The sequence below is a fragment of the Bacteroidia bacterium genome (genome assembly GCA_025056095.1).
GTDB lineage: Bacteria > Bacteroidota > Bacteroidia > JANWVE01 > JANWVE01 > JANWVE01.
On sequence record JANWVW010000021.1, the window covers coordinates 1 to 26111 of the forward strand.

The following is a 26111-nucleotide window of genomic DNA, read 5'->3' on the forward strand; positions in this document are numbered from 1 at the left end:
AATCCCATGCGTTTTGAAAAAGAGTTGTGTCTGATTGCTTTCACTAAGGAAGCCATAAAATATGGGGCTTATCGTGGCATTGTTTTACTTCGTAATGCTCCCCAAGATACTCTCTCCTGGGAAACTACTCTTAAAGAAGTTAGAAAAGAAGTAGGGTTTCTGCATAATTTAGAAAATGCTGTTCTTTTAGAAGCTTTGAACTTAATAGAAAAATATGAAGATATAGATGAAAATTATAGAAGAAAGTTGTTACCTGAATTATTAAGTCGTACCGATAAACAATATGTTCAGAAATATCAACAAATAGAAGTGCAAGTTGCTCAGTCTTATGACTCACTCCAAAGGAAAATAGAAGATTTTAGAAACAAATATAAAGGTACATACGCAGCAGATGTTTTGCTAATGATCTACCACGAACCGCTGATAGGTAACAAAATGCCTCAGGAATATAACACCCGAGCCAGTTTTATGAAAGAATTTTATTTTGAAAAGTGGAATTTCTCTGAAGAGCTCCTATTGAGTAATCCTTTTCTAAGTAATAGGATTATGCGTTACCTGAGAGATTTTACAGATATTTACAATTATGCAGGAATTCAATATTCAGTAGATAAATTATTGAAGGCTACTAAATCTCAAAATAGTAAAGTGTTTGATTTCATGTGGAATTTTTTAGTCAAGTTGTATCTACATAGTGGTCTAGAAAAAGTAGCAATACATATTTATGATACGTATTTAGAAAGTTGTAGCAATCAGATAACTAACGCATCAGAAGAAATACAAAAATTAGAAACCCTGAAAAAATTACAACCTGGTAATCCTGCCCCGCTAATCCCATTAGAAAAACAAGGGCTTAAAAAATTTGATGAGGTTATCCGCAATCATGAGTTAGTTATTTTATATTTTTGGGCTTCTACTTGTGACTACTGCCGAAAATATTCTCCTGAGTTGCTCAAAGTAGTATCAAAAACCCCTAAAAATATAGGGGTTATTACTATATCTCTTGATAAAGATAAATCAGAGTGGCAAAAATATCTTCATACCTTGCAAGCAGACAAATGGTATCATTACTGCGACTTACAAGGATGGCAATCAGATATAGTGAAAAATTATGCAATCAGAAAGACTCCTGTTTGTTATTTAATAGACCGTAAAGGTAATATCATAGAACGAGAAGTTCATCCTTTGGATATAGAAAAGTTCTTGTTAAAATACTTTAATTCCAAATCCTAAAACAGTAAATACTATGTCAAGAATTTACCAGATAACGCTTATAGGACTATGTGTAGTCTTAAGCTTTACAGTACGGGCTCAATTAGTAGTAACTAGTGGTGCTACTCTTACTATTAATAGTAATGAAACTGTTACCCTCGCGGGAATTAACTTGCAAAACAATGCAGGTGGAACTATTACTCATGCAGGTAATATCGTAATGTTAGGTAACGCAACTGACCGCGATATTATCAATAATGGTACCCTAAATGGAAATAATGGTACAATTACAATGACAGGGATAAATGAACAACAAATTCAAGGAAATGCAGTAGTAAATATAGGAAATTTTGTAGTAAACAATGGCGGTAATGGAGTAAGTGTTACAAATAGTGGTGGTTTACGTATCCATAACACGCTCACACTTACGAATGGTCGTCTGTTTACTTCTGACAATAGCCCCGTATATTTTACTCCTACTGCTACTAACCCTGTAGAAACAAACACTAACCACATTCAAGGTACAGCTATCATGGAAACGCGTAATGTAGGCACAAGTGCTTTTGACTTCTTAATGCTACAAATGCCTATGGGAGCTGATGTGGGCAACCTAACTCTAACGCGTAAAAGCGGAGATGGAGGAGCAACCAGCAGAGGATTTGCTACAGCTCAAGGCACACCTGTTATCTCAGGCTTTGAAGGTATAGACGCTCACTGGATTATTGATATTACCAACCATACAGGTACAAGAGACGTTACATGGAGCTGGCTACCAGCTTGGGATAATGGCAAAATTCTTACTCAAATGAGCTTATGGAAAACCCTACCTATGAACATTAGCAACTACTGGTTTTCTCATACAGTAGCTCTTAACCTCAGCAGCCGCACTCATACGCAAAATAACTTACTCCTTAGTGAACTAGACCAAGCATGGTCATTTTCTGACCATCTCAATCCGCTCCCTGTGGATTTGGTAAGTTTTCAAGTTAGCTTAAAAGACGAGAATGTAGAAGTAACTTGGAAATCTCAAAATGAACACCAAATCAAAGGGTATACAATAGAACGAAGTATTGATAATCTCAACTTCCAGCCTATTGGCTTTGCAGATGCTAAAAATCAGCCTACTAACCATTATTCATACTTAGACACTGACGCTAAAAAACAAGGAAAATCTATCATTTATTACCGTCTACTTATTCTTGAAAAGGATGGTAGCTCTCGTTATAGTGATGTACAAGCCATTAAACTACCTCAAGCCCAGGAATTCGTAGTAAGTATATATCCTAACCCATTCCAAGATGAACTAAATATACAAATTAAAAACCCTGAGAAACATGAAGTTCACTTGAAGTTAATAGATAACCTAGGAAAAATCATTTCTCAAGCATCTTTGGAAGGAAGTGAGGAGATACAACATAAAATAACTGGAAGTGCAGGCTTTTTAGCTACAGGCACCTACTTCTTGTACATAGAAAAGAACAATACAACCAAAGTCTATAAAGTTGTTAAAAAGTAAATTAACGTGCTAGCTTAACTTCATAAGATAGTTAAGTTTATATTTGCAACCAATACAGCACCTAACGCTTTTAGCCGCAAGGTGCTTTTTCTTTACTTTCTTAGGTATAAAACTATTTTATAGCATAATATAAACCTTGAATTATCAATCATTTATTTTATTTGTCTTATTGTAAAATATATCTCTACAGAGAATTCTCTCTCTGAGTAATTACTTACACAGGTTCCTTAGGCTAAACCTAATGCACAAAGAAAAGCTAAGGTACAACCTTACAAGTAAGTGACATTTGTATGATAAGTGTAAACTTCATATTCAAAAGTACAACTATCAGTTCAGTTAATTAGTTACTTCAAACATTTAGTTATTTCAAACATTATGTATTTACACTAATACTGGAGTAAGTATTCAAGGTACTTAATATCTAAGTTTAACTTAACATAACGTAGGTTATATTAAATAAATTAGATGGCTACTTTTTTTTTTTAGGCTACCTTTTTGTACTTATTAGGTTTAGTACTTAGGAATATGTTTGGCATAAAACGCATTTGAAGCGGTATTCCAAGCGTTAATAATTTCGGTACGTTGTTTATTCATGGTGTTGCTACTATCGTTATATTGTTTAGTAATTGTATTGATTTCATTAACCATTTTATTATACTGGTTCACATCTTCTTGATTTGTTTGGTTTCCTTTGGCTTCTAAATTTTTTTTCACTTTTTCAAAATCATCTTGTTTGAGCCAATAATTCTGCACGAGGGGTGCATATTCTTTGCACTCTTTTTGATAAAAAAGTAAAGCCTTTCGGCATGCTTCTACTAACGTGTTATCGCCATTAAAGGGCTTAACTTGGGCTAATTTGGCTAAATTTTCAGTAGTATATTTGCTCAAAACACTTTGGCTTTGGCTAAAAGCACTCAAATCTCTCCTATTAATAGCCTCTATTAAATAGCGTTCTTGGTTACTACACTTGAAAAACAATAAAAACACCTCACGGTAATAAGCTGCAACTTTGTTAGAAATCTCAATTTTTTTGCTCAAGTCATCTTTTTCTGCTTCAACTAGTCTTACATTATTTTTGGCGGCAAAGACTTTTACTTGGTTTTGTAATCGGTCATTAGCTTGTTTTAGTTTTTCAGCGGCTAAATCTTGTGCTAAAAGGTAGGCTTCCATAGCATCATAGGACTGCTCGGCAACCTCTTCTAAATTGATAATTTTGGCATAATCTTCTATCAAAATCAAATAGGCTAATTTTAAGAAAGCTACAGTAGAGTCTCGCAGAGCTATGTCATTGTTATAGGGTGGCAAATTAGCAATATTTTTTTGAGCTTGTAAGTTACTATTTATCAAGTCCTTACGTTTTTGTTCTATTTTTTTAGCTGATTTTTGGTGCGCCACTGCACTAGTATAAGCCATGTGGTTTTTCAAGATTTCTCTTTGTTGATTAGTCATATAAGTAATATATTCGCCTGCATGGGCAAATTTAGTTTGGGCAAAGCTCGGGCTAATTAAGCAAAAGAAAGCAAATATTGCTAAAAAGAGATAAATAGCTATTTTCAAAATCATATTGCTACTATAGTTGTAAATGTGGCAAGCTATATAAAACTTAAACTAAATTGAATATGTAAAGTTACACAAAAATCTTTTTTTGGGTTTTTAGCTAGCTTAGTTGAGACTTTTTGTTTATTTTTAACATACCAAAAAAAACTTTTGACATAGTTTTGAATACGCGGACTATGCGCTATAAACTAACATAAAAATTATGATAGAGCAAATTCGCAAAAAAAAAGAGCAAACTGCTGAGATAGAACGGCAGGTTCAGCTCATCGTTTTCAAGATTGAGCAACAAGAGTATGCCTTGCCCATTCACGAGGTAAAAGAAGTGGTAATAACTCCCACAATTACTCCTGTACCTTTTACACCTGACTATGTGTTGGGTGTGGCAAATATTAGGGGAAATATTTTTGCTATTATTGATTTAGCAGTGAGTTTTTACAAAAAGGAATTAGACCTTACCAAATATTATGAACAAAAGACTTATACGTTAGTATTAGCCCACGACGAATGGCAGGTAGGTATTATAGTTAATGAAGTTCCCAATACACTCAACGTACTGGAAAGCCAAATAGATCTCTCGCCTGCCCTAGTGCAAGACTCACAAACTAAACGTAACTACATTAAAGGAATCGTAAAATTAGAGGATAGAATCGTGCTATTATTGCACAACCAAGCTATTATCAACCCCAAAGATTTTGAGATTGCACAAGCCTAATCATTAGAGTAAGCTTAAAGGAAGTTTGCTTTTTTGCTCAAAAATTTCTCATTCATTTTCAAACCATTAGCTCAAGCCTGCTTAAAAGTAGGCTTTTTTATTGATAAAAAATTTGTCAATTTGATTTTATTTTTTATCTTTACACGGAAAAAATGCTTAAAAAAGCGATTATTTTAGTTTTACAAATGCTCAAAAAATAAACATATTGATTTTCAATGTTTTGTAAAGTTAGTTAAAAAAATTAACAAATTATTGCTCAAAAATTTTTCATTTTTCAAAAATAGCTCATATCTTTGTAGCGTAAAGTAGAGCTTAGAAGAGCAGATAAATAAAATACCTAAATTGTTGGTTTGAATAAAAAGCACTTTGCCCACAAGCAGGTAAATGAAAAATATGATAAGAAATACAATTAAAAAAAGCAAAAAAATTAAACTTATTTAATTATGGTAGCAGCACAACCACAGCAAAGCACAAGCAAGAGCAAAAAAACTGCGGTAAAACAGCAACCTGTAGCCATTCCTGAGCGAAAGCCTAAGGGCTTTTCAGATTTGTTCACTTCTCCAGCCCTCAAAGGTATGGTGTTATTATTGATTATTGTCTTTAATGTAATGGTACTTCGCAATAGTTTTTTGTTGGTAGCTCCTGCAATTGTTTTTTCTGGTGATATTCAGTTAGATGCTCTTTTATATGGTATAGCCATTTCTACTATGATGGTAATTGTATTGTTTCAGGAGGAGAATTGGGAAAACTTATTTTGCCCAGGTGCTATCACACTCTACCTTGATACCCTCATTTTGATACTATACATGAAATGGGTAGATTGGCTAATTGGTAGCTGGTGGACGTTGTGGTTAATGGGTGGTTTGCTTATCTTAATGCCTGTAATGAGTTTGTTTATCTTGGTTTTGATGTTAAAAAATAAGTAATTTATCTAAAATACAAAAGTTATGAGTACAACTAATTTAGATAATAATCAAATACGTGAATTTGTTTGGAAAATAGAAACAAAAAAACGTACAAAAGAAAATAAAGCAAAAAGGAATAAAGAAGTAAAAAATGTAAGCCTTATTCTTGAAGATACAGAAAAAATAAATACAAATACAATAGAAAATACTGCAAGAGTTAGAAAACTAGAGAAAAAAAGTTTGCTCAAAATGATGCAACTGCTTTTAGAGAAGGTAAGCCTTTTGGAACAGAACATCAAAATTTTGAGAGCTGAAAACGCCGTTTTACACCAAACAATCAAAGCAATACAACAAGACGCATGCGCTTTTACAAATGAAAGTTTTTTAACTAATTTTTAGAACAGAACAAAAGTAAGCTTTTTTAGAAGAAAATCATAAAAAAATTAAGTAGAAACTCTTAAACCTAAAATATTATGGCAACAATTTCTTATATTTCTCCCAAGTCATTTTTTGTAAGAATTAGTGAGATATTTCAAAATAAAGTGCAACAAATATTTAATACTTTCAATGAAAGCGAAATAAGTAACGAAACAAGCACTGCCGAAAACTCTATTCCAAGCAATAGTTATTACTGGGGTTTAGCCATAAACGAACAGCCTAAACCTACTCTTAAACCTAAACTTAGTGTTTCTATCCAAGACTTGAAAATAATCTCTACGGCTTTGCTACACTACCGAAAAGAATTAGCCAAAAAAGGGCGATTTGAACGTGCTGATGAGGTAAGTGAAATTGATAAGAGAATTTACGATTTAATTATGGCTTTGGAAGAGCGTAAACCATTTACTCAAGCTCTTAAATAGCTTTCCAAGAATTTGAGTATATCTTATTGAGAGGCTCCATTTTAGTAAAAAAACGGGCAAGATGGTGTACTAAAAAAACCTCGCATTTTTAGGGCGAGGTTTTTTGTATTTTTTAAGATTCTTTTGGTAAAGAGAGCAAACTTTTGTATTGTTCTCACTCAATACCATTACTAAAATTAGCCTTTGCGAGGGCACTACCAAGGGCTGTACCTTTGAGCATATTAGCAAAAACTTCGGCAACACTATTTCCACCCAGAATAGCCAAAGGTGCCATTTTTTCGGCCACTTTCTCAGCAAGCGATTTATCCGCAAAGGCTTGCAGGGCGGCAATCAGGTCAGGTGAAATAGCTTGTGCTTTGGCAACTATGGCTTCTACTTCAGCTTTGAGTTCGGTAATGCGCTGTTGCATTTCGGCTTCTGCAGTAGCTAAGGTCAAATCATTTTTAGCTTTTTCACGTGCTAATTCTGCTTCGCTGATTTTGGTCAAATTTTCTTGGTCGGCTAATTTAGCGGCTAATTGTTTCTGTTGTTTTTGAATATCGGTATTGAGTTTAGCCAAAGCTAGCTCTAATTCTTTTTCTACTTCAGCTTGTTGCAAGGCGAGTTGCTTTTGTCTAGTTTCGGATTGTATTTGGGCGATTTGTCTTGCAATAGCTTCGCTCTCTTGGGTAAATTCTAATCTGCGTTTTTCGGAGGCAATTCGTAAATTTTGTTTTACCACTTCCTGTTGAGCAGAGATAAGTAGGTTTTCTATGCTAGTATCTCCTAACTTGATTTCTAAGACTTCTATGTCATAAATTCGCATGCCATTCTCTTCAAAGGTACGTCCAGGGCGTTTCTCATTTTCTTTGGCTTTACCTAGTACCGCATCACGAATGATGTCAATACCTTTGCTATAAAAATCCATCACTGTGGTTTGCTTAACTACATTGCTAATGAAAGAACGCATGTGGTCGGTCAAGAATTTTACATAATTTTCTACATTGAACCACTTATCAGGATTCCCTTCAAAATTTACGCGATAGGATAGTCGGATAGTTACTTGGCAAAAATCTGAGGTTTCTGCTTGAATGAGGTCGGACACTTTGTTGTGAAGTACACGTAGGTATACTGTTTTAATGCAATTATCGTCAGTTTTAGGGACACCTGTGGAAAGTGTAATAGCTTCTAGATTCTCATCATACTCTAGCAAATAAGTTTGAGGTCCTGTAATAACCTTTCGTATGCCTGTTTTGCTCACCACTAAAACGGCATAGCCTGTCCAAATATTGATAGTAACTGCTCCTTCATATTTAGTATCTAAGGTGATTGTACGTGGGGGTGTGAAACTCGTATCACGTTCGAACTCTTCGCTGGCAATTTCTTTAGAAGCTTTTTCGCGTTTTCTTGGCATTTCTGTTCTTTGTTGTATAATCTGGGCTTGCTGTTGTGCCTCTTCTACAATATTAGTTTCTACATAACTTTTGCTCTGATCACCTTGGTTTAAGGCTTGCAAACGCAAATTGTATTCTAAGGCTTCTTTATTTCCTGGGAACCATAATTCTACCTGCTTAGGGCTAAGAATACGCCTTACTAATACAAACTCGCGCGGGTCAGGCAAAAACATTGCGGGGCCTCTTTGCAAAGAAATAGTACCTGTCTTTCGGTTGAGGTAATACCTACCTTCTCCTGGGGGTATAGCAATAGCATAATGTCGTTCCTTATTGCCATATTTAATGATAGCATGCTCAGGGCGTGGGTAATAAATCATTTGGTCTTTTCCTGTAATAAATAGTTCATCGCCTTCTTTATATTCCTTATCTCCTTCTTTGTAAGGAGCAATTACTTTGATATAAAGCCCACTCATTTCATTGAGTTCAATAGCCCTAAACTTACGTAAGCCATTTTTATAGACAAACTCTTCAGTAGGTTCGGGAAAAACTACTGCGGGACCTTGGATAAAGCGCTTATTTCCGTTCTCGTCAAGTAAGATGCAGTACTCTAATCGTTCTAGAGTGACAGCTTCACGTACATAGTTGCCATATTCGTCGCGCACCACTTCTACTCCTGTGGGTGGGATATAAAACGAAACATTAGAACCTTTAATAACTAGAGTTTTACCTAGAGTAAGTTCAGGTACTTCTTCTGTACCTACTACTTCTCCCTCTTCGCCTTCGGCTTGGCTCTTAGTTTTGATAACGGCTTTTTTCCAATTTTTTTGGGCTTGTACTTCATCATAAATTCGTACTAAGAGATATTGATTAGAACGCAAGTGGTGCCCTAGAACTACTCTTGCCATTTGCCCGGGCCAGAGAGCAAAAAATACGGGTCCAGGGATATTTACTTTTGTTCCGATATTTAGTTCGGAGAGGCTGTTTGAAGTTCCTGTCTTAGGTTGCTGTCCGTCTTTTGCTGGGTTTTTTAATACTACATACCAGCCTTCGGGTGCTGTTACAAATGGTTGAATAGACTCTTCTAAACTACACTTTTCAAAGCGTTTAGTATTGCTATCAAAGATAACGGGACGATCTGTATTAGCCAAACTTGTTTTGTAAGGCCCTACATAGACATTGATATTTCCTTTGGTTTGGTCGGAAATAAAGGCATACTCATTAGGGGCGAGTACTAAATCTCGCTCTCGGTTAGTATCGCTACTCATGGTTTGAAATAGATTAAGTTTAAGTAAGAAAATAGATTGATTAATCGTACAAAAGTAAGTAAAAATTGTAATTTCCCTTACTTTTGGTAAGAAATTATTTCTATTTTACTTACCTAAGTATTTGTGGGGCTTACAACTAAGCTAAAATTTAAAAGAAATTGAAGATAAGGGAATTAGTTTTGCAATAGAGCGTAATGCTAGATTAGAGAAAGAGGAGTTTTACTGAGAGAGCGTAAAAAAACTGAACGTTTACGCAAAAAACCTTACAACAATGTGAGTTCCTATTGTAGAAAAACAAACTACTTTTTGGAATAAGCACATGCTTTGTTTTCTAAAGACAGAATGAAAAAACTAAGCAAACTTAATCGTAAGTTAACTATTGTTAATGTAATAATAATGCAATGGCAAAATAAAATCTACTTTGCCATTGCTACCATTGCTATTACTTCACAATTTTTAGAATATAGTAAACTTGTCAGTATAGATTTTACCGCCCAGATGCATACTCACTATGTATACGCCTGCAGGTAAGTTTTGTGTAGGTAAGTTCACTATTTTGCTTCCCTCATTAGGGCGCATATAGCTTTGCTGATATACCACATTGCCTACGAGGTTAGCAATAGAAAGGCTAAATCCTTCTCTTATCACTTCTAAATCTAAATTAAGGGCAACGCTTTGTCCTTTTTCTACAGGATTAGGGAATAGTACAAAAGGCTTTAAGGTACTTATAGGTAAAATTACTTCTCTTACATCAGTATAGATGTTATCGCCTTCTCTTGTTTTAATTTTAAGGCGATAGTATAGCTTTCTTAATCTAGGAAGCCTTGTGTCAGAGTAGGAATAAGTTTGCCACTCTTGGAGATTACCAAAGGCTCTCACTAAACCTATACTTTCAAAATCTTTTCCATCTTCACTTCTTTGTACTTCGTAGTGGCTGATATTATTTTCTATGATTACTTGCCATTGTAGACTTACTTGTTCGTTGATATATTTTGCATCAAAAGTTAATACCTCTACGGGTAAAGCTACACCGATAGCAGCGGGGTTGTCTGCTAGTTCACAGGTATTTCCCTTTAAGAAATCATTAAATACATTAGGATCAGCCCCTATACACTCTTGAAAAGTGAGCTTATCTATAGCGAAGTCATTTCCATTAGGGGTAAGAGACTTATTCTCTATACATAAATTAACCTGCGTAGGAACAGCAAAATTAGGGGATTTGTAGATACAACGCATAGGGAGCCAGCGGTCAGGAGCTTCTGGTAAAAATATATCAGAGCCTAGAAGCTTCAACCTATAATCACTAGACTCTCCTGAAGCATTACATCTTACACCTGCTCCGTATAACCGACCATTGTGAGCAGTAGAAGTTACATCACTAGGCATAGGAGGAGTGTGGGTTACTGTACCTCCGCTTCCGTCAGGGTTGGCACCTGTGATGATGGTAGTACCAGGAACAGGGGTACCTATAGCTTGAGTAACAGGATGTTGCATATCGCAAATGGTAACAACTAGTTGGGGCAAGTCAATATTCCAACCTATTTGAATGAGATTAGCAAACCAACCTGTAAACATATAGAATTTATTACCTTCTACGGTAACGGTTTGGCACCAAACCTTACCATTAGGAGAACCCACAGGGGGAGGTCCGCCCCAACCATTAGGAGCCCAACCATTGATAATCATAAAATTAGCATCGGCTACGTTAGGTACAGCAGCAGGCTGATTAGGTGTAGGAGTACCATACCCTTGGCAAGCATGTGAAATTGGATTAGAATTAGGGGGTACACCTGCCCCGCCCGTATTACAATAAGCAGGATTATTTGTACCATAGCCATAATAACCTGCTCCATAACTAAAAAATGCAGTATGAAATACTCTAGCTGTTTTTCCGACGGTAAATACGCCCTCAGGATACATGCTATTTAGTCCCTGCCTATAACCGTACATCGTAGCAAATTTTTTGACATTTTGTAAGGCTGCTGCATTTTCAGCAGGTCGGTTGGCGTCTCTGTTAATCCCATTAGGAGTATTCCCACTATTAGCAAAAGGGAAAGGTAAATTAGCATTTCCCCAGCCTGCAAAATCTCCATCTATGATAAGGTTCGGTCCTGCATTACACTGGGCAAAGGCGGCAATACGTATTTTTCCTGTAATTGTTGCCGTACTATTACTTACATTCATTACACGTACATAGAAATTTCCTGTGGTTGAAGCAATAAAGGTAATACTTTCTGTACCTTCCCATACTTTATTAGAACAAGCCAAAGGAATAAGCCCTACGTTATCTGTCGGTCCAGGGCAAGTGTTGTAAATAGCAATAGCAACATTAGGCACATCTCCAAATACATTATTTCCATTGCTATTGTCATATTGCACGGTGTAAGTACCTGTTACGGTAATTTCAAAACGCATCCATGCATCTCTTTGTATGGGCGGGTCTGGATTAGAAGGACTACTACCTCCTGCTGTTACACAATTCGGGATATTATTTTGAGCATTATTAACAAAAGAAGCTTCAATATCAAATTGCTTAAAGTCTCCGTTGATAAGCCCATAAGAGGTAGCAGTAGGGCTACATACATCCTCGGCCATATTTGGTCCATTGAAGATACATATTCTTCCGTAAGCACTACTTCCTGCTGGTCCGCGATTGATGACACGGATGTAATAAGTAGTATTATTAGCAGCAATAAAACTCACTCTTTCCACTCCTTCTATTACTCTTTCAGAACAACCAATAGAGTTGGAAGGCAATGGATTTCCTACCAAAGTATAACTAGTACCGCAATTAACACTTTGATAAACAGCCAAAGTAACATCAACAGCAGGGAAGGGACTATTATTGTCATTATTGTAAGTAATAGTTACACGTCCTCCTTCAATACTAGTTTGGTTAGGAGCAGTAGTAAACCTAGCCCATGCATCTCCTGTAGTACAGGTTACGGTAGTGGAAGTAGTACCATCATTTGCAGGTGGGGTAGGAGGAGGTTGTACCGTACTACAAGTAAGTGTAGCAGGTGTATAGGTTCCTGCTTCGCAAGAGGAGGGAGCGATTACATTGACAGGTATGTCGCAATCACCAATATTTACTATTCTAGGAGTGCTACAGTGATTGATATCTATTTGGGTACGGTTTAAGGATAAGTAACTTCCGCTTTCGGCAATAAAGCAGAGTGTACCTGCCATATCTATATGGCTAGTAATGTTTGAAGGATCTATAGCTGTAGTAGGAGAATGCAAATCTACGTTCATAACACGTACTAGGTATTGTTGCCCTGGGTTGCTTGAGAAGACTACTGTTTCTGTTTGTCTACCAAAGAAATTATATTGGTTAGCACATACTAACTCATTATTAGGATTACCTGCTCCGTTAGCTCCTGTACCACAGTTAATAGCGGAAGGTGCTGTATAAACAGCAATAGCAGGATTTCCTTTGCCGTTTATATTTTCGTAATGTATAGTGAACCTTGCTCCTGTGCCATTGATTCTAAACCATGCATCTTGTTTTACTGCAGGGGGTAAGGCAGGTCCCATGCCATCGGGGTCGCAAGTTGTGCCAAGTGAGGGGGGAGTATAGTTAGCTCTTAATGGGTTTAGGGCATTGTATGTACCTAAGGGGTAATCAGCTGTTCTGTCAAAATTGATAGGAATATCTAATCTACCCCCACAAGTACCTACGGGAACGGTTACGAGAGTCAAGTCATCGCAAACATCACTACCGATGGTTTGTTGTACACAAATTTTACCCAACATAGGGTTGTTAGTTCCTGTACCAAATACATTCATTACGCGAATATAGTAAGTAGTACCTGGTACGGTAGCAATGGTTGCATTTTCGGATGATCCTGTATTATTATTGATACAAGAGCCGAGTAGCGTAAGTGAACCACAATTTCCTACATAAACAGCGAAAGCAGGATCAGCATTTGTGGTAGTGGTTGAATTATAGGTTATATCCGTCCTATTACTAGTTGCTTGAAAACTTATCCACGCATCATTCATGTTAGCAGGTACAAAACCACAAGTAGGGGGCGTAGGGTCATCAAATGTAAAATTTGCAGGTACGTTCAATGTGATATTACATTGCCCTACTACAATACTATGTGCGTTACTACACAAATCGCCCATTTGCGGAGAGTTGCTAGCTACACATATTTTCCCAAATAGTGCCTTTTGGGTAGTACATTGCGGTCCTATGGCTACAATTCTAATGTAGTAGTCTGTGTTTGCAGTTACAGTTGCGGTAAGTTCTTCTATTCCTTCCAAAGCAATGCTATTAGCACAAGCAATGAGGGTGGTAGGGTCAGAAGAACTACGCAATTCAATCATTGCGTTATTTTGGGTTGTAGAGGGGTCATAATCTTGGTTATCATAGCGAATCACTATACTCGTATTTGAGCCTGAGTTGAATTTCGCCCAGGCCTCGGCATAAAAATTTGGGTCAGTAATAACACCACCACAAGAAGAATTACCTGCAGAGGTAATGCCACTATTTTTACCTCCATATTGGTGTTGGTCTGGCATTATATTAAAGGGAATACCACAATCATCATTTACAACCAAATTAACGGCAGTAGAAGGGTCGGAGAAGTTGTTAGGAAGTTTAGGTGTAGCATTAGGCGTAGAAGAAAGACATAGTACACCTTCTAAACCATTTCCATCTTGCATATTAATAATCCTAACAAAATAGTTTGTGTTATTAGTAGTTAGGATATCTATTTTTTGGTAATAAGCACTACCAGGATTGGAAGGACAAGCAAAACTTGAATTGGTACACCCTCCTCCTCCATCTAAATCTGCAACGAGGGAAAGAAAACCACAATTGTTACCTGTATAAACCGCAATGGCAATCCCTTTATTTCCTTGGTATTCCAAACGCACACGCGTTCCATCGCCTGTAAAACGTGTCCAAGCATCATTATTAAAACCACTGGAGGCACAACTAGGAAAAGCAGGTGGGCTACTAACAAAACTAGCAGGGAAAGTAAATTTGAGATTACAACTGCCAATTTGCAAAGGCGAGGTGGTAAGGCTCATAACATCGCTACAATTATCAAATACCCCATTAATAATACTTACAAAACCCTGCACAGTATTATTATCAGTCAAATTCATGATACGTACATAATAGGTGGTGCCTATCGTAGTAACCACATTAATAAACTCTTCTTGTGGTGTGTTAGTAGTGATGCCATTAACACAAGCAGAGGGAATAGAATTTTGTGAAACACAGTTTGCATATATAGCAATGGCTACATTTTTATTATTCTGAGAAGTATAGCTAACCCGTGTACGCGTACTTGTGGCAGTAAATCGTACCCAGGCATCTATGTTTGTACTTGGATTAAAGGTAAAGTTACATGGGGCTGCCGTATTAGGGTTGGCTCTATTTTCATTATTACGATTAGTATCAAAAATAGGAATGCTTACGTTAGTCTGTCCCACTAAAATATTTTGAGCGTTACTACAATGGTCTCGCGTGGTAGGCAATCCTTGGTAGAAGCAAAGCGTACCATTCATAGCTGCATTATCTGTACGATTAATTACACGAATGCGGTAGGTAGAACCAGACAACACACTAAAAATAAGTCTCTCAGTTCCCGAAGTAGTAGCATCTGAACAGCCAATCTCATCAGTAGAGCTTGTAGGACAACCACTAGCTAAATACACAGCCAAAACAACATCTTTGGTATATGAAGTATATTCCAAGGTTACCGTACCTGAGATAGCCGCAGTATAAGTAGCCCAGCCATCTGTGCTTGATGACTTACTGTTATCAAAAGTGTTAAAGCATGATGGCACAGGGGTAGTAACAGGATTAGCTGTAATACTTCGGTCAAAGCTAAGATTGCAAACGCCTAAGCTTATAGATGTAGGTGAAGCACAAGATTGAGCTACTACGATATAATAATTTGAAAAGATACAACCACACAACAATAAAATAACTATTAGTTTAGTATTAACGTGCCTTTTGCTACCAAAGTGTCTCATAAGATAAGAATTACAAATATTTTTAACTAGGATTAAGGATCTTCTTTTTTCTATTTATACGGAATCACCTATATAAGGTAACAAAAAAAAGGAGTTTTTTTACTATTTACTATATAATTTTTTTTTCTACTTTTCTAAAAATTTAGAAAAAAACCTCAATAGTTTACTCCTACTGAGGTTTTTTGCAGTTAAATTTTGCTTATTTTCTATTTCTTAATAAATCGTTTTGCAATTTCTTGCCCTTGGTTAGTAATAAATTGAATAGTATATTGTCCTTGTACTAAGTGTTTTACTGGGTAAGAAACATGGTAATTACTCCTATCAATAGGGAATGAATCTACCAATTTACCCTGCATATCAAACACATTAGCTTTTACAATAGCAATAGCATTATCAATTTTAACGTCTAGATTTTCTTCCGCAGGATTAGGGCTAAGACTGATAAATTTAGCCAAAGTTTGTCTTTCAAGGGCTGTAATTTGTCCTGTACTTACTACGTTAGAAATAGCTTGTTGTGCTCCTCGCGTTACTACTACACGATAAAAATACTCTTTAGTCAAGTCTGTAATGGTATTATCATTATAGCTTACAGTATTAGGGGCTAAGGTTGCCAAAGTGGTGAAACCTGTATTAGCATCCAGGCTTCTTTGTACTAAGAAACTTGTCTCGTTATTGCTATTATCTATCCAAAGCAAGCTTACGGTATATACACGAGTTATGCCATCGTATTCTTGGTTAGCAATGGTTAGGTTAGAAGGAGCTACTAGGGGTGCAAGTGGCGTGGTGGCATCAGCAGTGTTGGATTGCAACGTACCAAATAGATTAAATACTTCTACACGATAGAAATATTGTGTATTTTCAGTTAATCCCAAATCAGTGTAACTGGTTGTATTTTGAGGTAGTGTAGCTATTACATTAAATGGACCACCTGAATTAGTAGCGCGTAGTACTCGGAAGCCTGTTTCATTGTTAGCATTATCTACCCAAGTTAAAGAAATACTATTGAATGCGTTAGCCGTAGCTACAAGCGAAGTAGGGGCAGCACTAGGCGGCATAGTAGAAACGGTTACCTCATTCGAATACACTCTCACTGAGCCTTTCACCGCTCCCACTCTATAGATATAAGTGTTATTAGCGGTAATTGTATTATCTTGAGCAGTAGTAACATTAGGAGCGGTTACTGAGCCTATATCTGCATAAGTACCTGAAGCTCCAATTTTTCGTTCTAAAATAAAACCTGTCTCATCACTTGAATTGTCTGTCCATTGGAAAGAAGCGGTATTTGTCGTGAGATTAGTAAGTACTAAATTAGTAGGTGCAGCAGGAGGGAAGGCTCCTGTACTAATGGTAAAAATATTAGATTGTAACGTATTCGTACCGAAATTATAGGCTTCTATTTGATAATCGTAAGCGGTAAGTTCTTGCAAACCTGAATCTACAAAAGAGGTAGCCCCTGCGGGTAAAGTTGCAATAGTTTGGAACGTACCTGAAGGTGATAAGCGTCTTCTCACACGAAGTCCGATGTTGTTAGGTACGGTATTTGTCCAAGAGAGTGCGATATTTACTACATTTTGGATAGAACCTGTTAAGCCTGACAAGCTACCCGTCAAATTAGCTTCCAAATTTACCATGGGTTGTTGGGTAAACATACGGTATTCCCCAGGACCTAAATTTATAGGTTGGTTAGTAGAGGTAGCATTAAAAACAGCATTATTTTGGAAGTAGCTATACCAAGTTCCCGTTACGTGAAACTCTGCATTTACTGTACGTGGCACCACGTCAAAGTTGGCAATAATAACGATATTACTCAAGTTAGGAGTACTGGGGTTAGGGTTGTAAGGCTGAGGCGTAATTTTGAGCATCTTAGTTAGCCCTCCATCTTCCCTGATATACACGTCATTAGTCATAAAGGCATCATATTTGAGCTTAAGTTGATTCACGATGGAATAAAAGCGATATAAATCCATACGTGCCGCTACTTGATGATAGTTTTGAGGGGCCACCCAAGGCAGAGGTTTAGGGTCTGTTCGGCAGCTGCTGTTATTGGTTCCGTTAGAGCATCTATTAATTGAGAAATCATACCCTAGCTCGCCAAATTGCCAGATCATTTTAGGTCCTACTATGGGTGTATGGAATAGTATGGCAGGTTCTACACGTTTAAGGGCTACGTTCAAGTCGCGTACATTATGTCCTGGGTTGCTCTGATTACCAAATTGTAAGGCTTTATACATCACGCGCTCTTCATCGTGGCTTTCCATGTAGCTTAGCACACGTGGGGCAGTAAAAGGAGTACCAGTACCAAAAGGATTATTGGCAAAATCAGCATCACCGAGGTAGTGGTTAGTATTAAAGCCCATAATGTTTTGAGCGTAATTAGTTTCCATATTACGCCAAAGCATCATACCGCCTTGCCCTGTTCCACCAAGCACAGGGTCATTCAAGCGATAAGCGGCATATTCTGCTTCTTCAGTACCTCCTGTGGCTAAAAATTCTAAAATTACATAAGAGCGAGGGTCAGCTGCCCACTGCCAATCAGCAATACGCTTAATAATAACTACTCGTGAAGCGTCATATTGATTCCAAGCATTTACGTTAGAACCTGTATTAGTTTGTGTAAGCCCTTTTGCTAAATCGTAGCGGTAGCCATCAATTTTGTATTCTTGTATCCAATACTCCACCACTCTTTTAGTAAAATTACGTGTGTACATAGACTCGTGATTAAAGTCTTGGAATACACTAAAAGGGTGTGTAGCTACTTCATTAAAGTAAGGATTATTTGCTGCAGGGCGATTCAGCGAGGCGTTCCAGTACATCTTACAACCAGGAAACTCAAATTCCGCATGGTTAAGAGCGATATCTAAAATAACAGCTATTCCGCGTTGGTGGCACTTATCAATCAGTTCTTTTAGTTTCTCTCGTGTACCATATGCCTTATCCACTGCACAGAAGAAAGTAGGATTGTACCCCCAGCTAATATTACCATTAAATTCCATGATAGGCATAAGTTGTAAGGCATTGATACCTAAGTTTTGTAGATAATCTAACCTATCAATCAAATTTTGGAAATTTCTATTTACATCAAAATCATGTACCCAGGCCTCATAAATAGTTAGGCGGCGTTTATCGGGCTTTTGGAAATTGAGCGTAGCTTGCGACCATTGATAAGGTTGTTTTCCTGGTTCTAATATGCCTACGGCCCCTTGTTGTCCTGTGGGATAAGGTTTAAGGTTAGGATAAGTGGTGGCAGGAATAAAGCTATCAAATTGGTCTAAAATCAGTTCACAATATGGATCAGTAGTACGGACTAAATTATTACTTGCATCATATACCCAATATTGAAAACCATATTGAACCCCAGGAGTTAGCCCTGTAATTTCAATCCAAAATTTATTAACATCAGGATTAGAGTTAGGACCGCTTCCTCCATAGCCCGGCGTTCGCCGCATTAAAAAGGCATTGTCTAATTGCCAGTTATTAAAATCCCCTATCACATAAACTGCACGCTTTTCTGGTGCTGTAAAAACTAACGTTACCCGACTGGCATCATTCGGATCATAGTTAATACCATCGCGCAGACCCGACGGAACCGCCTGCACCGAAGGGGTTAGAGGCACCACATAGGAAATACTTTTTACTACCGTATTGCTTCCTTGTACCCCTACAGCTTCAATCTTGAAAGTGGTAGCTCCTGCAGCAAAAGTATAAGTATGAGAAAGAGAGGTAACGTTAGTTTGAGACGCAACAGTTGCTCCATTCACGCGAATACTTAAATTACTTGCAGCATTACTTACTACATTAAGCGTAACATTATCACCAATATTAACAAAAGTGTTCGGTGTGCGATTAGCAGAAAGGACTATATCATATGTCCCTTGATTGACCTCTAGGAATATATCCTGCCCTTGGGCAGATTTACCTTCACGACAAGCTGTAGTAACGCCATTAAACCCTCCACAAGGACCATTTTCACGAAATACCATACCTACCCTGTAGATAGGTGTGTTATTAGGAGCAGCTAAGTTAGGGAACATGCTACGAATACCATTAGGCAAAGTAAGCGTATAAATATTGCTTGTGCCTTGGCGTGTAAATTTAGGTTGTGCCGCAGGATCGCCCCACGTACCAGGTACATTTGTCCAAGTTGTTCCATTAGGTACTAAAATAGCTCCTACATGTGCTGTAATGGTGGTTACACTGGCAGGCAGGTTGACTAATTGCTGTCCCGCACTTTGTGTAGCATCATACGTAATTGTAACAGCCTGATCGGATGTAAAAATCACAGGATTAGTAGTAACTTGTGCTGCAAGCCAGTTGATACTCGCCCAACACATCAAAAACAGAGAGGTAAGGTGTTTTTTCATAATAAAGTACGGTTTATGTTAGTGATACAATGTTTCATTCGCAAAGTTTAACTTGAATTTAGTTATTTTGTATTTAAGCAAGATTAGAATAAAAAATTTTGAAAAAAATGCTATTACAACTTGTAAAAATTCAAAAAGGATTATCTTTGCAAAGATAACTCTTTTTTTCAGCCAAACAAAGTTTTTGAATTTCTTTTTTGAGAAACTTTTTTTTGCCCAATTTCAGAGCATTTACTAAAAAAAGCAACTTTAATTCACATTGCCTAATCTTATTTTTTCTTTAGTACAGGTTTTTTCTTTAGTATAGGATTTACACAGAGGTTTTGATATAGTTGGCTGTGCAAGGAAGCTGGACATGAAATAAGAATGTAGTAAAAGAGACTTTTGCACATTAAATAAATCAACCTCGTTAACAATTGGAGTTTTCTCAAATTACAGGTAATTCTAATAATCCCAAGGCAGGTAGTTCCGCTTGTACATAAGGTAGAGGGAGTGTTACGAGTTGTTCAAATAGCATAAAAAGTACTTCTCGTAAGGTAGATGTTTATACTTGTGTGATAAATAAAAAGAAGTAAAAGCCTCAGTAAGAAAATTACGATTTTTGTAATGATTTTTTTCAATCAAATAGTAGAAAGTTTAATGGTTTTTTTCTTACTTTTGTAAATACGTTATTTTCTACATAGGGGTCGAAAAGAGCAAGCCCCAAAAGCTTGCTGTTAAAGCATTGAAGCGAGAGCGAAGCCCTAGAGTTTACCCTTCCACTTTTAAGACCTAAACGAAAAAGCAAAAGGAACGCTTAAGAATAATCATTAGCTCAAGCAAACAAACATGGATTTAGAAAGCTATACCGAGGAGATTTATCATAAAATTGTGCAACAAATTAGGGCTGTACGCCGCAAAAAAGGTATTCAACAAAGGCAAATGGCAGAAGCCTTAGGCATGAACCAAGTAAGCTACTCCGATGCTGAAAACGGAAAAACACGATTTACCGTCACTCGCTTATTTGCTGCTGTAAAATACTTGGGAATTGATTTAGCAACAATCCTTAAGGAAGTAAACTTCTTTGCAGAAGAAAATTCACAAGAGGAAAGTAAAAATATAACCAATGTAATAGCAGAAGTAACCCAACACACAACAGCCCAAAGTACGCAAAACTACCAAAATACAAATACAGATAACTATCCACTCTCTCTACAAACAGATTTACACGAACTCGTTAAGGCAGTGCTTATTCAAAATAATGCTATACAAAAGATTAAAAAGCAAAATAAACTATTACACGAACAAAACCAAGAATTAAAACAAGATTTGCAAGAAATAAAACAAATATTATCCGAGTTACTCTCCCAAGCTAAACCCAACAACGAATTAAATAAAAATACCTCTACCTAACTTCAATCAAAAATGCTATGAAACACTTTTGGATTGTCATATTTTTTTTCACATTTGCATCTTGTGAGCAAATACAAAAAAAGCAGTATGCTGAAAAAGTAGCTCAACAAAGTTGTCAGGAAATAAACCAATCCTTAATAGAGCAGGCAAGTTCATTAGTGCCTGCAGTCGGTAAACTTCTTACCGATGCCCTCGTGCCTGATGATATTAAAAACGGTGGATTGTGTGAATGCTTAAAACCAACTCTGCAAGATGCTCTACAAGAAACATACAGCATTGAGGACTTAAAAGCCATGAACGAAAATAAGGCTAAACGCAATAAAGCAGCCTTGAATATTATTTTTAAGCGAAATAAAGAAATATTGAAATGCTACGAAACCAAAGGTCTAAAAGGGCTGAAAATCATAGAAAAATTTTTTAAGAAAATTCTTGAAAAAAAAGACGAGAGTGTATAATATAAATAGCTAACACCAAATTTGACTATGTACCGAAGTATAGAACCGCAAACCATTCCTACAGCTCAGCTCCATGCTCTTTTACTAGGGTCAGTTTCACCTCGCCCTATCTGTTTTGCTAGTACGATAGATAAATTAGGTAATGTAAACTTAAGTCCATTCAGTTTCTTTAATGTATTTGGCTCAAATCCGCCGATTTTAATCTTTTCGCCCGCCCGCAGAGTACGCGATAATACATTCAAGCACACACTAGAAAACGTGCTAGAAGTTCCTGAGGTAGTGGTCAATATTGTAAACTATGCCATGGTAGAGCAAGTTTCGTTAGCAAGTTGCGAGTATGAAAAGGGAGTAAATGAATTCATAAAAGCAGGTTTTACCGCCTTGCCCTCTGATTTAGTAAAACCCCCACGTGTGGCTGAAAGCCCCGTACAATTTGAATGTAAGGTGAACCAAGTAATTCATACAGGAGAACAAGGAGGAGCAGGCAACTTAGTAATTTGCCAAATAATAAAAGCACATTTTAAGGAAAATATTTTCGACAAAAATGGGCAAATCAATCCACACAAAATAGATACAGTAGCACGCATGGGATCAGACTGGTATTGCCGTGCCAGTGGCGATGCTGTTTTTGAAGTCCCTAAACCTAATCTCAAAAAAGGCATTGGCTTTGATAATTTGCCGCAAAGTGTTTTGCAAAGTGAAGTCCTTACAGGAAATGATTTAGGTCGTTTAGCAAACATAGAGGCTGAAGCTTTACCCACCACGCAAGAGGTTGAACAATTCAAACAAAGTCTTACCCAACCTCTACCCAACATCCGTGCTATTCACCAAAAAGTGAAAGAACTATTAGCCCGAAACCAACTCAAAACAGCATGGCTTTGGTTGCTTGCTTCAACCTGATTTTTGGAGAGAGATTTTTGTGTTAATCATACCTGACTATGCTAGTTTCAAAAAAACATTTTAATTTTACACCAAGTTTTCCAAACATCATGATAAAGTGAGCAAACCTTTTGTTTGCAAAAATCTAATAAATTATTACGCAAAATAGCAAAGACATGGGTATAAAAATTCTAACCGAACATATCGGCAAAGAAGGATTAGCTACCTTTGAGGGTTATCGTAAATTAGGTGGCTATCGTGCCGTAGAAAAAGCCCTTAAAACCATGACTCCTGATGAGGTAGTAGAAGAAGTAAAAAAATCAGGGCTACGCGGCAGAGGAGGAGCAGGATTTCCCACAGGTGTCAAATGGGGCTTTTTGGCAAAACCTGAAGGCGTACCACGTTACCTGATATGCAATGCCGACGAATCAGAACCTGGTACCTTCAAAGACCACTACCTTATGACTAACAACCCGCACATTTTAATTGAAGGTATGATTGTCTCAAGTTATGCACTGGGAGCAAGAACCTCCTATATTTATGTGCGTGGTGAAATGCTTTATGTAGTACAAATCTTGGAAAAAGCCATTCAAGAAGCCTATAATAAAGGTTTCTTAGGTAAAAATATTTTAGGTACGGACTATTCTTTGGATTTATATGTCCATCCAGGAGGCGGCGCCTATATTTGTGGTGAAGAAACTGCTTTGATTGAATCATTAGAAGGCAAACGAGGCAATCCTCGTAATAAACCCCCTTTTCCTGCAGTTTATGGCTTATACGGATGCCCTACTGTGGTAAATAACGTAGAAACGATTGCCTCAGTGCCTTGGATTGTAAACAATGGTGGTGAAGCATATGCTAAAATCGGTATCGGTAAAAGCACAGGTACGAAATTGATTTCTGCTTGTGGGCACATCAAAAAGCCTGGCGTATATGAGATTGAATTGAAAATCTCCGTAGAAGAGTTTATTTATTCTGACGAGTATTGTGGTGGCATCCGTAATAATAATGAATTAAAAGCTGTTGTTGCAGGAGGCTCATCGGTACCTATCTTACCCAAACACCTGATTTTGAAGACTGCCAAAGGGGAACCCCGCCTTATGACTTACGAATCACTCTCCGAAGGAGGTTTTGTAAGTGGCACTATGCTCGGCTCAGGAGGATTTATCGTTATGGACGAAACCACCTGTATCGTAAAAAATACCCTCTCCTTCGCCCGATTTTATCACCATGAGTCATGTGGGCAATGTTCTCCTTGCCGTGAAGGAACAGGCTGGATAGAAAAAATACTTCATCGCATAGAGCATGGACAAGGCAAAATGCACGACATAGACCTTTTGGTAGATATAGCCAAAAAAATAGAAGGCAAAACGATATGCCCTCTCGGTGAAGCTGCCGCATGGCCTGTTGCCTCTGCTATTCGTCATTTTAGGCATGAGTTCGAGTGGCACGTAACACACCCACACGAAGCTACCAAAAAAGGAGCAGTTTACAGAGGTGAACCTGTATTTGCATAATAAACTTTTCAGCTTAAAAAAACCTGCAAATATTTAGTTATCTTTGATTAATTTGCAGGTTTTTACTTTCTTCAACAAATGTAATTATACGCTAACTCCGAAAACAAACAAGCTTTTTCGTTATGCTTTTCTTACCTGATAAACTACTTAACTTCCTCACTTTGTACTTTGAAAGCAAATCTACTACCAACTATCGTACAGGTTTTTCAAACATAATTTGCCAAAAATAGCCAAATAACTTCAAAATTTTACTTGAAGCGTAGTGTAAAAACCGCGTCCATCGGCAGGAATAATGCCTGGTCCTGGATAGCCTTCGGCACGGCGCGTGAAATATTGCTCATTTAGTAAATTGTTAATGCTACATTCCCAAGTAAGAAACTTGTACCGATAAAAAAACGAAATATCTGCCACGTGATAACTTGGAATAATACCTTCTATTGCCGAGGCAGTACGACGAGTGTTTGAGGCATCAGAAAAATGTTCTTGTATTTGTATGTATTGCACATTCAAACCTACGTTCTTATATTTCAAAGTATTACCAATTTTGAGATTGGTAGGAGGTACCATTTCTACTTTTTTATTTCTGATAGCATTATCTTGTGTACCTACATAGCGAGCATCAATCCAAGCGAAATTGACAAACATATTCCATTGCCAAAACTGCTGAGAAGGATTAAGCATTTTCAAAATATTCCATTCGGCAAAGGCTTCTATGCCCAAATTGCGTGCATTAGATACGTTAGTACGGAAGCGGTAATCATTGAACAAAATACTATCCGTTTTCAGCACTTGTCCAATTTTGCCCAAATATTTTAAGTAAAAAAATGTAACTTCGTAAGTAAAAAAATCCTCTTGTTTGCCTCTTATGCCTAAATCAGCAGTGTAACCTTTTTCATCTTGAATATTAGCATCAACTCGGAGGTTAGGGTTATTTATTCGCAAATCTGAAAAGTTAATTGCCCGATAGTTTTGCGAAATATTAGCATAAAATTCTAATTTTTCGAAGGGTTTATAGCTTGTACCTACACCTAAAATGACAAAACTACGTTTGCGGTTTAGGCTTTCTTGTATTTGATTAGAAACAATGATATTGCCTGCGGCATCTTTTACGTAGCGGTTGTAAAATCCTTGTGCAAAAGTGCGAATATTCTCAAAGCGAATACCGGGCGTAATGCTCAATTTTTCGTTGAGGTTGAAAATATTTTCTGCAAAAAGGGCATAATTTTCATTAGGAAAAACATAGTCGGAGTCCTCTACATTGTTTGGATTAAGGAAACGAAAATCGGCATCTCTGCCTGCTGAGCCAAAGCCTTGCTTTGCGGTGGTAGTACCTCTGTAAAAGCGTGAACCGATTAAAAGTGTGTGCTTTTGGTTTTGTGCGGGGTATTTGTGCAACAAACGAATTTCAGAACCGAAATTTTGAAATCTGCCTGCAATAAGGGTGCGTTCTCTGCCAAAATCGGCTACGTTAATGCGTTCCAAATTGCCCAAAGCTTGCCGTTGAGCCAAAAGTCCAAAATTTCGCCAATTGAGTTGGGTTTGGTCGTTGAATTTGTAGGTAAAATTTAATGCAAGTAAATTCCAATCTACTGAAAACCAATTCCTTTCACGATTTGATTGACGCGGGTTTTCTTGAAATTGCCTATCGGTCAATCCGCCTGGTTGTTGGGCTAAATAGGTCATTTTGGTTACGTCTATGTTGATATTCAACTTTTGTGTGGCTTGATAATGCAAAGACGCATACGCATTGTGGTATTGAAATCCCGAGTTGGGGCGATAACCTGCCCCTGTTTTGTATTGATAGTAAACGTAATAATTGAGTTTACCCACTGTACCACCAAGGCTATTGAAAGTGCTGAAAAAGCCCCAAGAACCTACGGTTTGTCTGCTAGTGAGGCTTATTTTTTTATCTTTTTCTCCTTTTTTGAAATTGAAATTGAGCATACCACCAAACTGTGTACCGTATTGCAAAGAAGCTGCCCCACGCACAATTTCAATGCGTTCTAGTGCTTCTACGGGGGGAGTGTAATAAGACTCGGGATAGCCCAAGGCATCGGCTGAGATGTCATAGCCGTTTTGCCGTACATTAAAGTTAGAGGTACGGTTTGGGCTTAAT

At 37.3% G+C, this 26111-nt stretch carries 15 protein-coding genes; 10 read left to right on the plus strand and 5 right to left on the minus strand.

The features are described from left to right. A partial coding sequence (locus tag NZ519_03105; protein MCS7027731.1) for a thioredoxin-like domain-containing protein occupies positions 1 to 1230 on the plus strand: 1230 nt, incomplete at its 5' end. Between the two features lie 13 nt (positions 1231 to 1243). Next, positions 1244 to 2725 (plus strand): T9SS type A sorting domain-containing protein, encoded by a 1482-nt coding sequence (locus NZ519_03110; protein MCS7027732.1) that lies wholly within the window; start codon positions 1244 to 1246, stop codon positions 2723 to 2725. Between the two features lie 510 nt (positions 2726 to 3235). Here the strand turns inward: NZ519_03110 and NZ519_03115 are convergent. Beyond that, positions 3236 to 4288, minus strand: coding sequence for a hypothetical protein (locus NZ519_03115; GenBank protein MCS7027733.1), 1053 nt, complete (start codon positions 4286 to 4288; stop codon positions 3236 to 3238). 196 nt (positions 4289 to 4484) lie between these two features. On the opposite strand from NZ519_03115, the gene NZ519_03120 reads away from it, so the two are divergent. The 4 genes from NZ519_03120 (at position 4485) to NZ519_03135 (ending at position 6759) form a co-directional block, all read left to right on the plus strand. Continuing rightward, positions 4485 to 4994 carry a chemotaxis protein CheW gene (locus NZ519_03120; GenBank protein ID MCS7027734.1) on the plus strand — a complete coding sequence of 170 codons (510 nt, stop codon included), beginning with the start codon at positions 4485 to 4487 and terminating at the stop codon, positions 4992 to 4994. A 443-nt stretch (positions 4995 to 5437) separates the two neighbouring features. Continuing rightward, positions 5438 to 5920 (plus strand): hypothetical protein, encoded by a 483-nt coding sequence (locus NZ519_03125; GenBank protein MCS7027735.1) that lies wholly within the window; start codon positions 5438 to 5440, stop codon positions 5918 to 5920. A 21-nt stretch (positions 5921 to 5941) separates the two neighbouring features. After that, positions 5942 to 6298 carry a hypothetical protein gene (locus tag NZ519_03130; protein MCS7027736.1) on the plus strand — a complete coding sequence of 119 codons (357 nt, stop codon included), beginning with the start codon at positions 5942 to 5944 and terminating at the stop codon, positions 6296 to 6298. A gap of 74 nt (positions 6299 to 6372) precedes the next feature. After that, positions 6373 to 6759 carry a hypothetical protein gene (locus tag NZ519_03135; GenBank protein ID MCS7027737.1) on the plus strand — a complete coding sequence of 129 codons (387 nt, stop codon included), beginning with the start codon at positions 6373 to 6375 and terminating at the stop codon, positions 6757 to 6759. Between the two features lie 154 nt (positions 6760 to 6913). Here the strand turns inward: NZ519_03135 and NZ519_03140 are convergent, their stop codons facing one another. The 3 genes from NZ519_03140 to NZ519_03150 form a co-directional block, all read right to left on the minus strand. Next, a complete protein-coding gene (locus NZ519_03140; GenBank protein ID MCS7027738.1) occupies positions 6914 to 9397 on the minus strand; it encodes a hypothetical protein in 2484 nt (827 codons plus the stop codon). 456 nt (positions 9398 to 9853) lie between these two features. Beyond that, positions 9854 to 15391: a T9SS type A sorting domain-containing protein gene (locus NZ519_03145; protein ID MCS7027739.1), complete on the minus strand. Its 5538-nt coding sequence runs from the start codon at positions 15389 to 15391 to the stop codon at positions 9854 to 9856. A 206-nt stretch (positions 15392 to 15597) separates the two neighbouring features. After that, positions 15598 to 19752: an alpha-amylase family glycosyl hydrolase gene (locus tag NZ519_03150; protein ID MCS7027740.1), complete on the minus strand. Its 4155-nt coding sequence runs from the start codon at positions 19750 to 19752 to the stop codon at positions 15598 to 15600. Between the two features lie 828 nt (positions 19753 to 20580). Here NZ519_03150 and NZ519_03155 point away from each other — a divergent pair. From NZ519_03155 to nuoF, 4 genes are all read left to right on the plus strand, one after another. Then, positions 20581 to 21144, plus strand: coding sequence for a helix-turn-helix transcriptional regulator (locus tag NZ519_03155; protein MCS7027741.1), 564 nt, complete (start codon positions 20581 to 20583; stop codon positions 21142 to 21144). Positions 21145 to 21161: 17 nt separating this feature from the next. Beyond that, positions 21162 to 21599, plus strand: coding sequence for a hypothetical protein (locus NZ519_03160; GenBank protein MCS7027742.1), 438 nt, complete (start codon positions 21162 to 21164; stop codon positions 21597 to 21599). Between the two features lie 27 nt (positions 21600 to 21626). After that, complete coding sequence (locus tag NZ519_03165) at positions 21627 to 22499, plus strand: flavin reductase family protein (GenBank protein ID MCS7027743.1); 873 nt, start codon at positions 21627 to 21629, stop codon at positions 22497 to 22499. 155 nt (positions 22500 to 22654) lie between these two features. Next, positions 22655 to 23995, plus strand: a complete 1341-nt coding sequence (nuoF, locus tag NZ519_03170) for an NADH-quinone oxidoreductase subunit NuoF (protein MCS7027744.1) — start codon at positions 22655 to 22657, stop codon at positions 23993 to 23995. A 240-nt stretch (positions 23996 to 24235) separates the two neighbouring features. Here the strand turns inward: nuoF and NZ519_03175 are convergent. After that, positions 24236 to 26111, minus strand: a 1876-nt coding sequence (locus tag NZ519_03175; protein MCS7027745.1) for a TonB-dependent receptor, incomplete at its 5' end; no start/stop codon positions are given.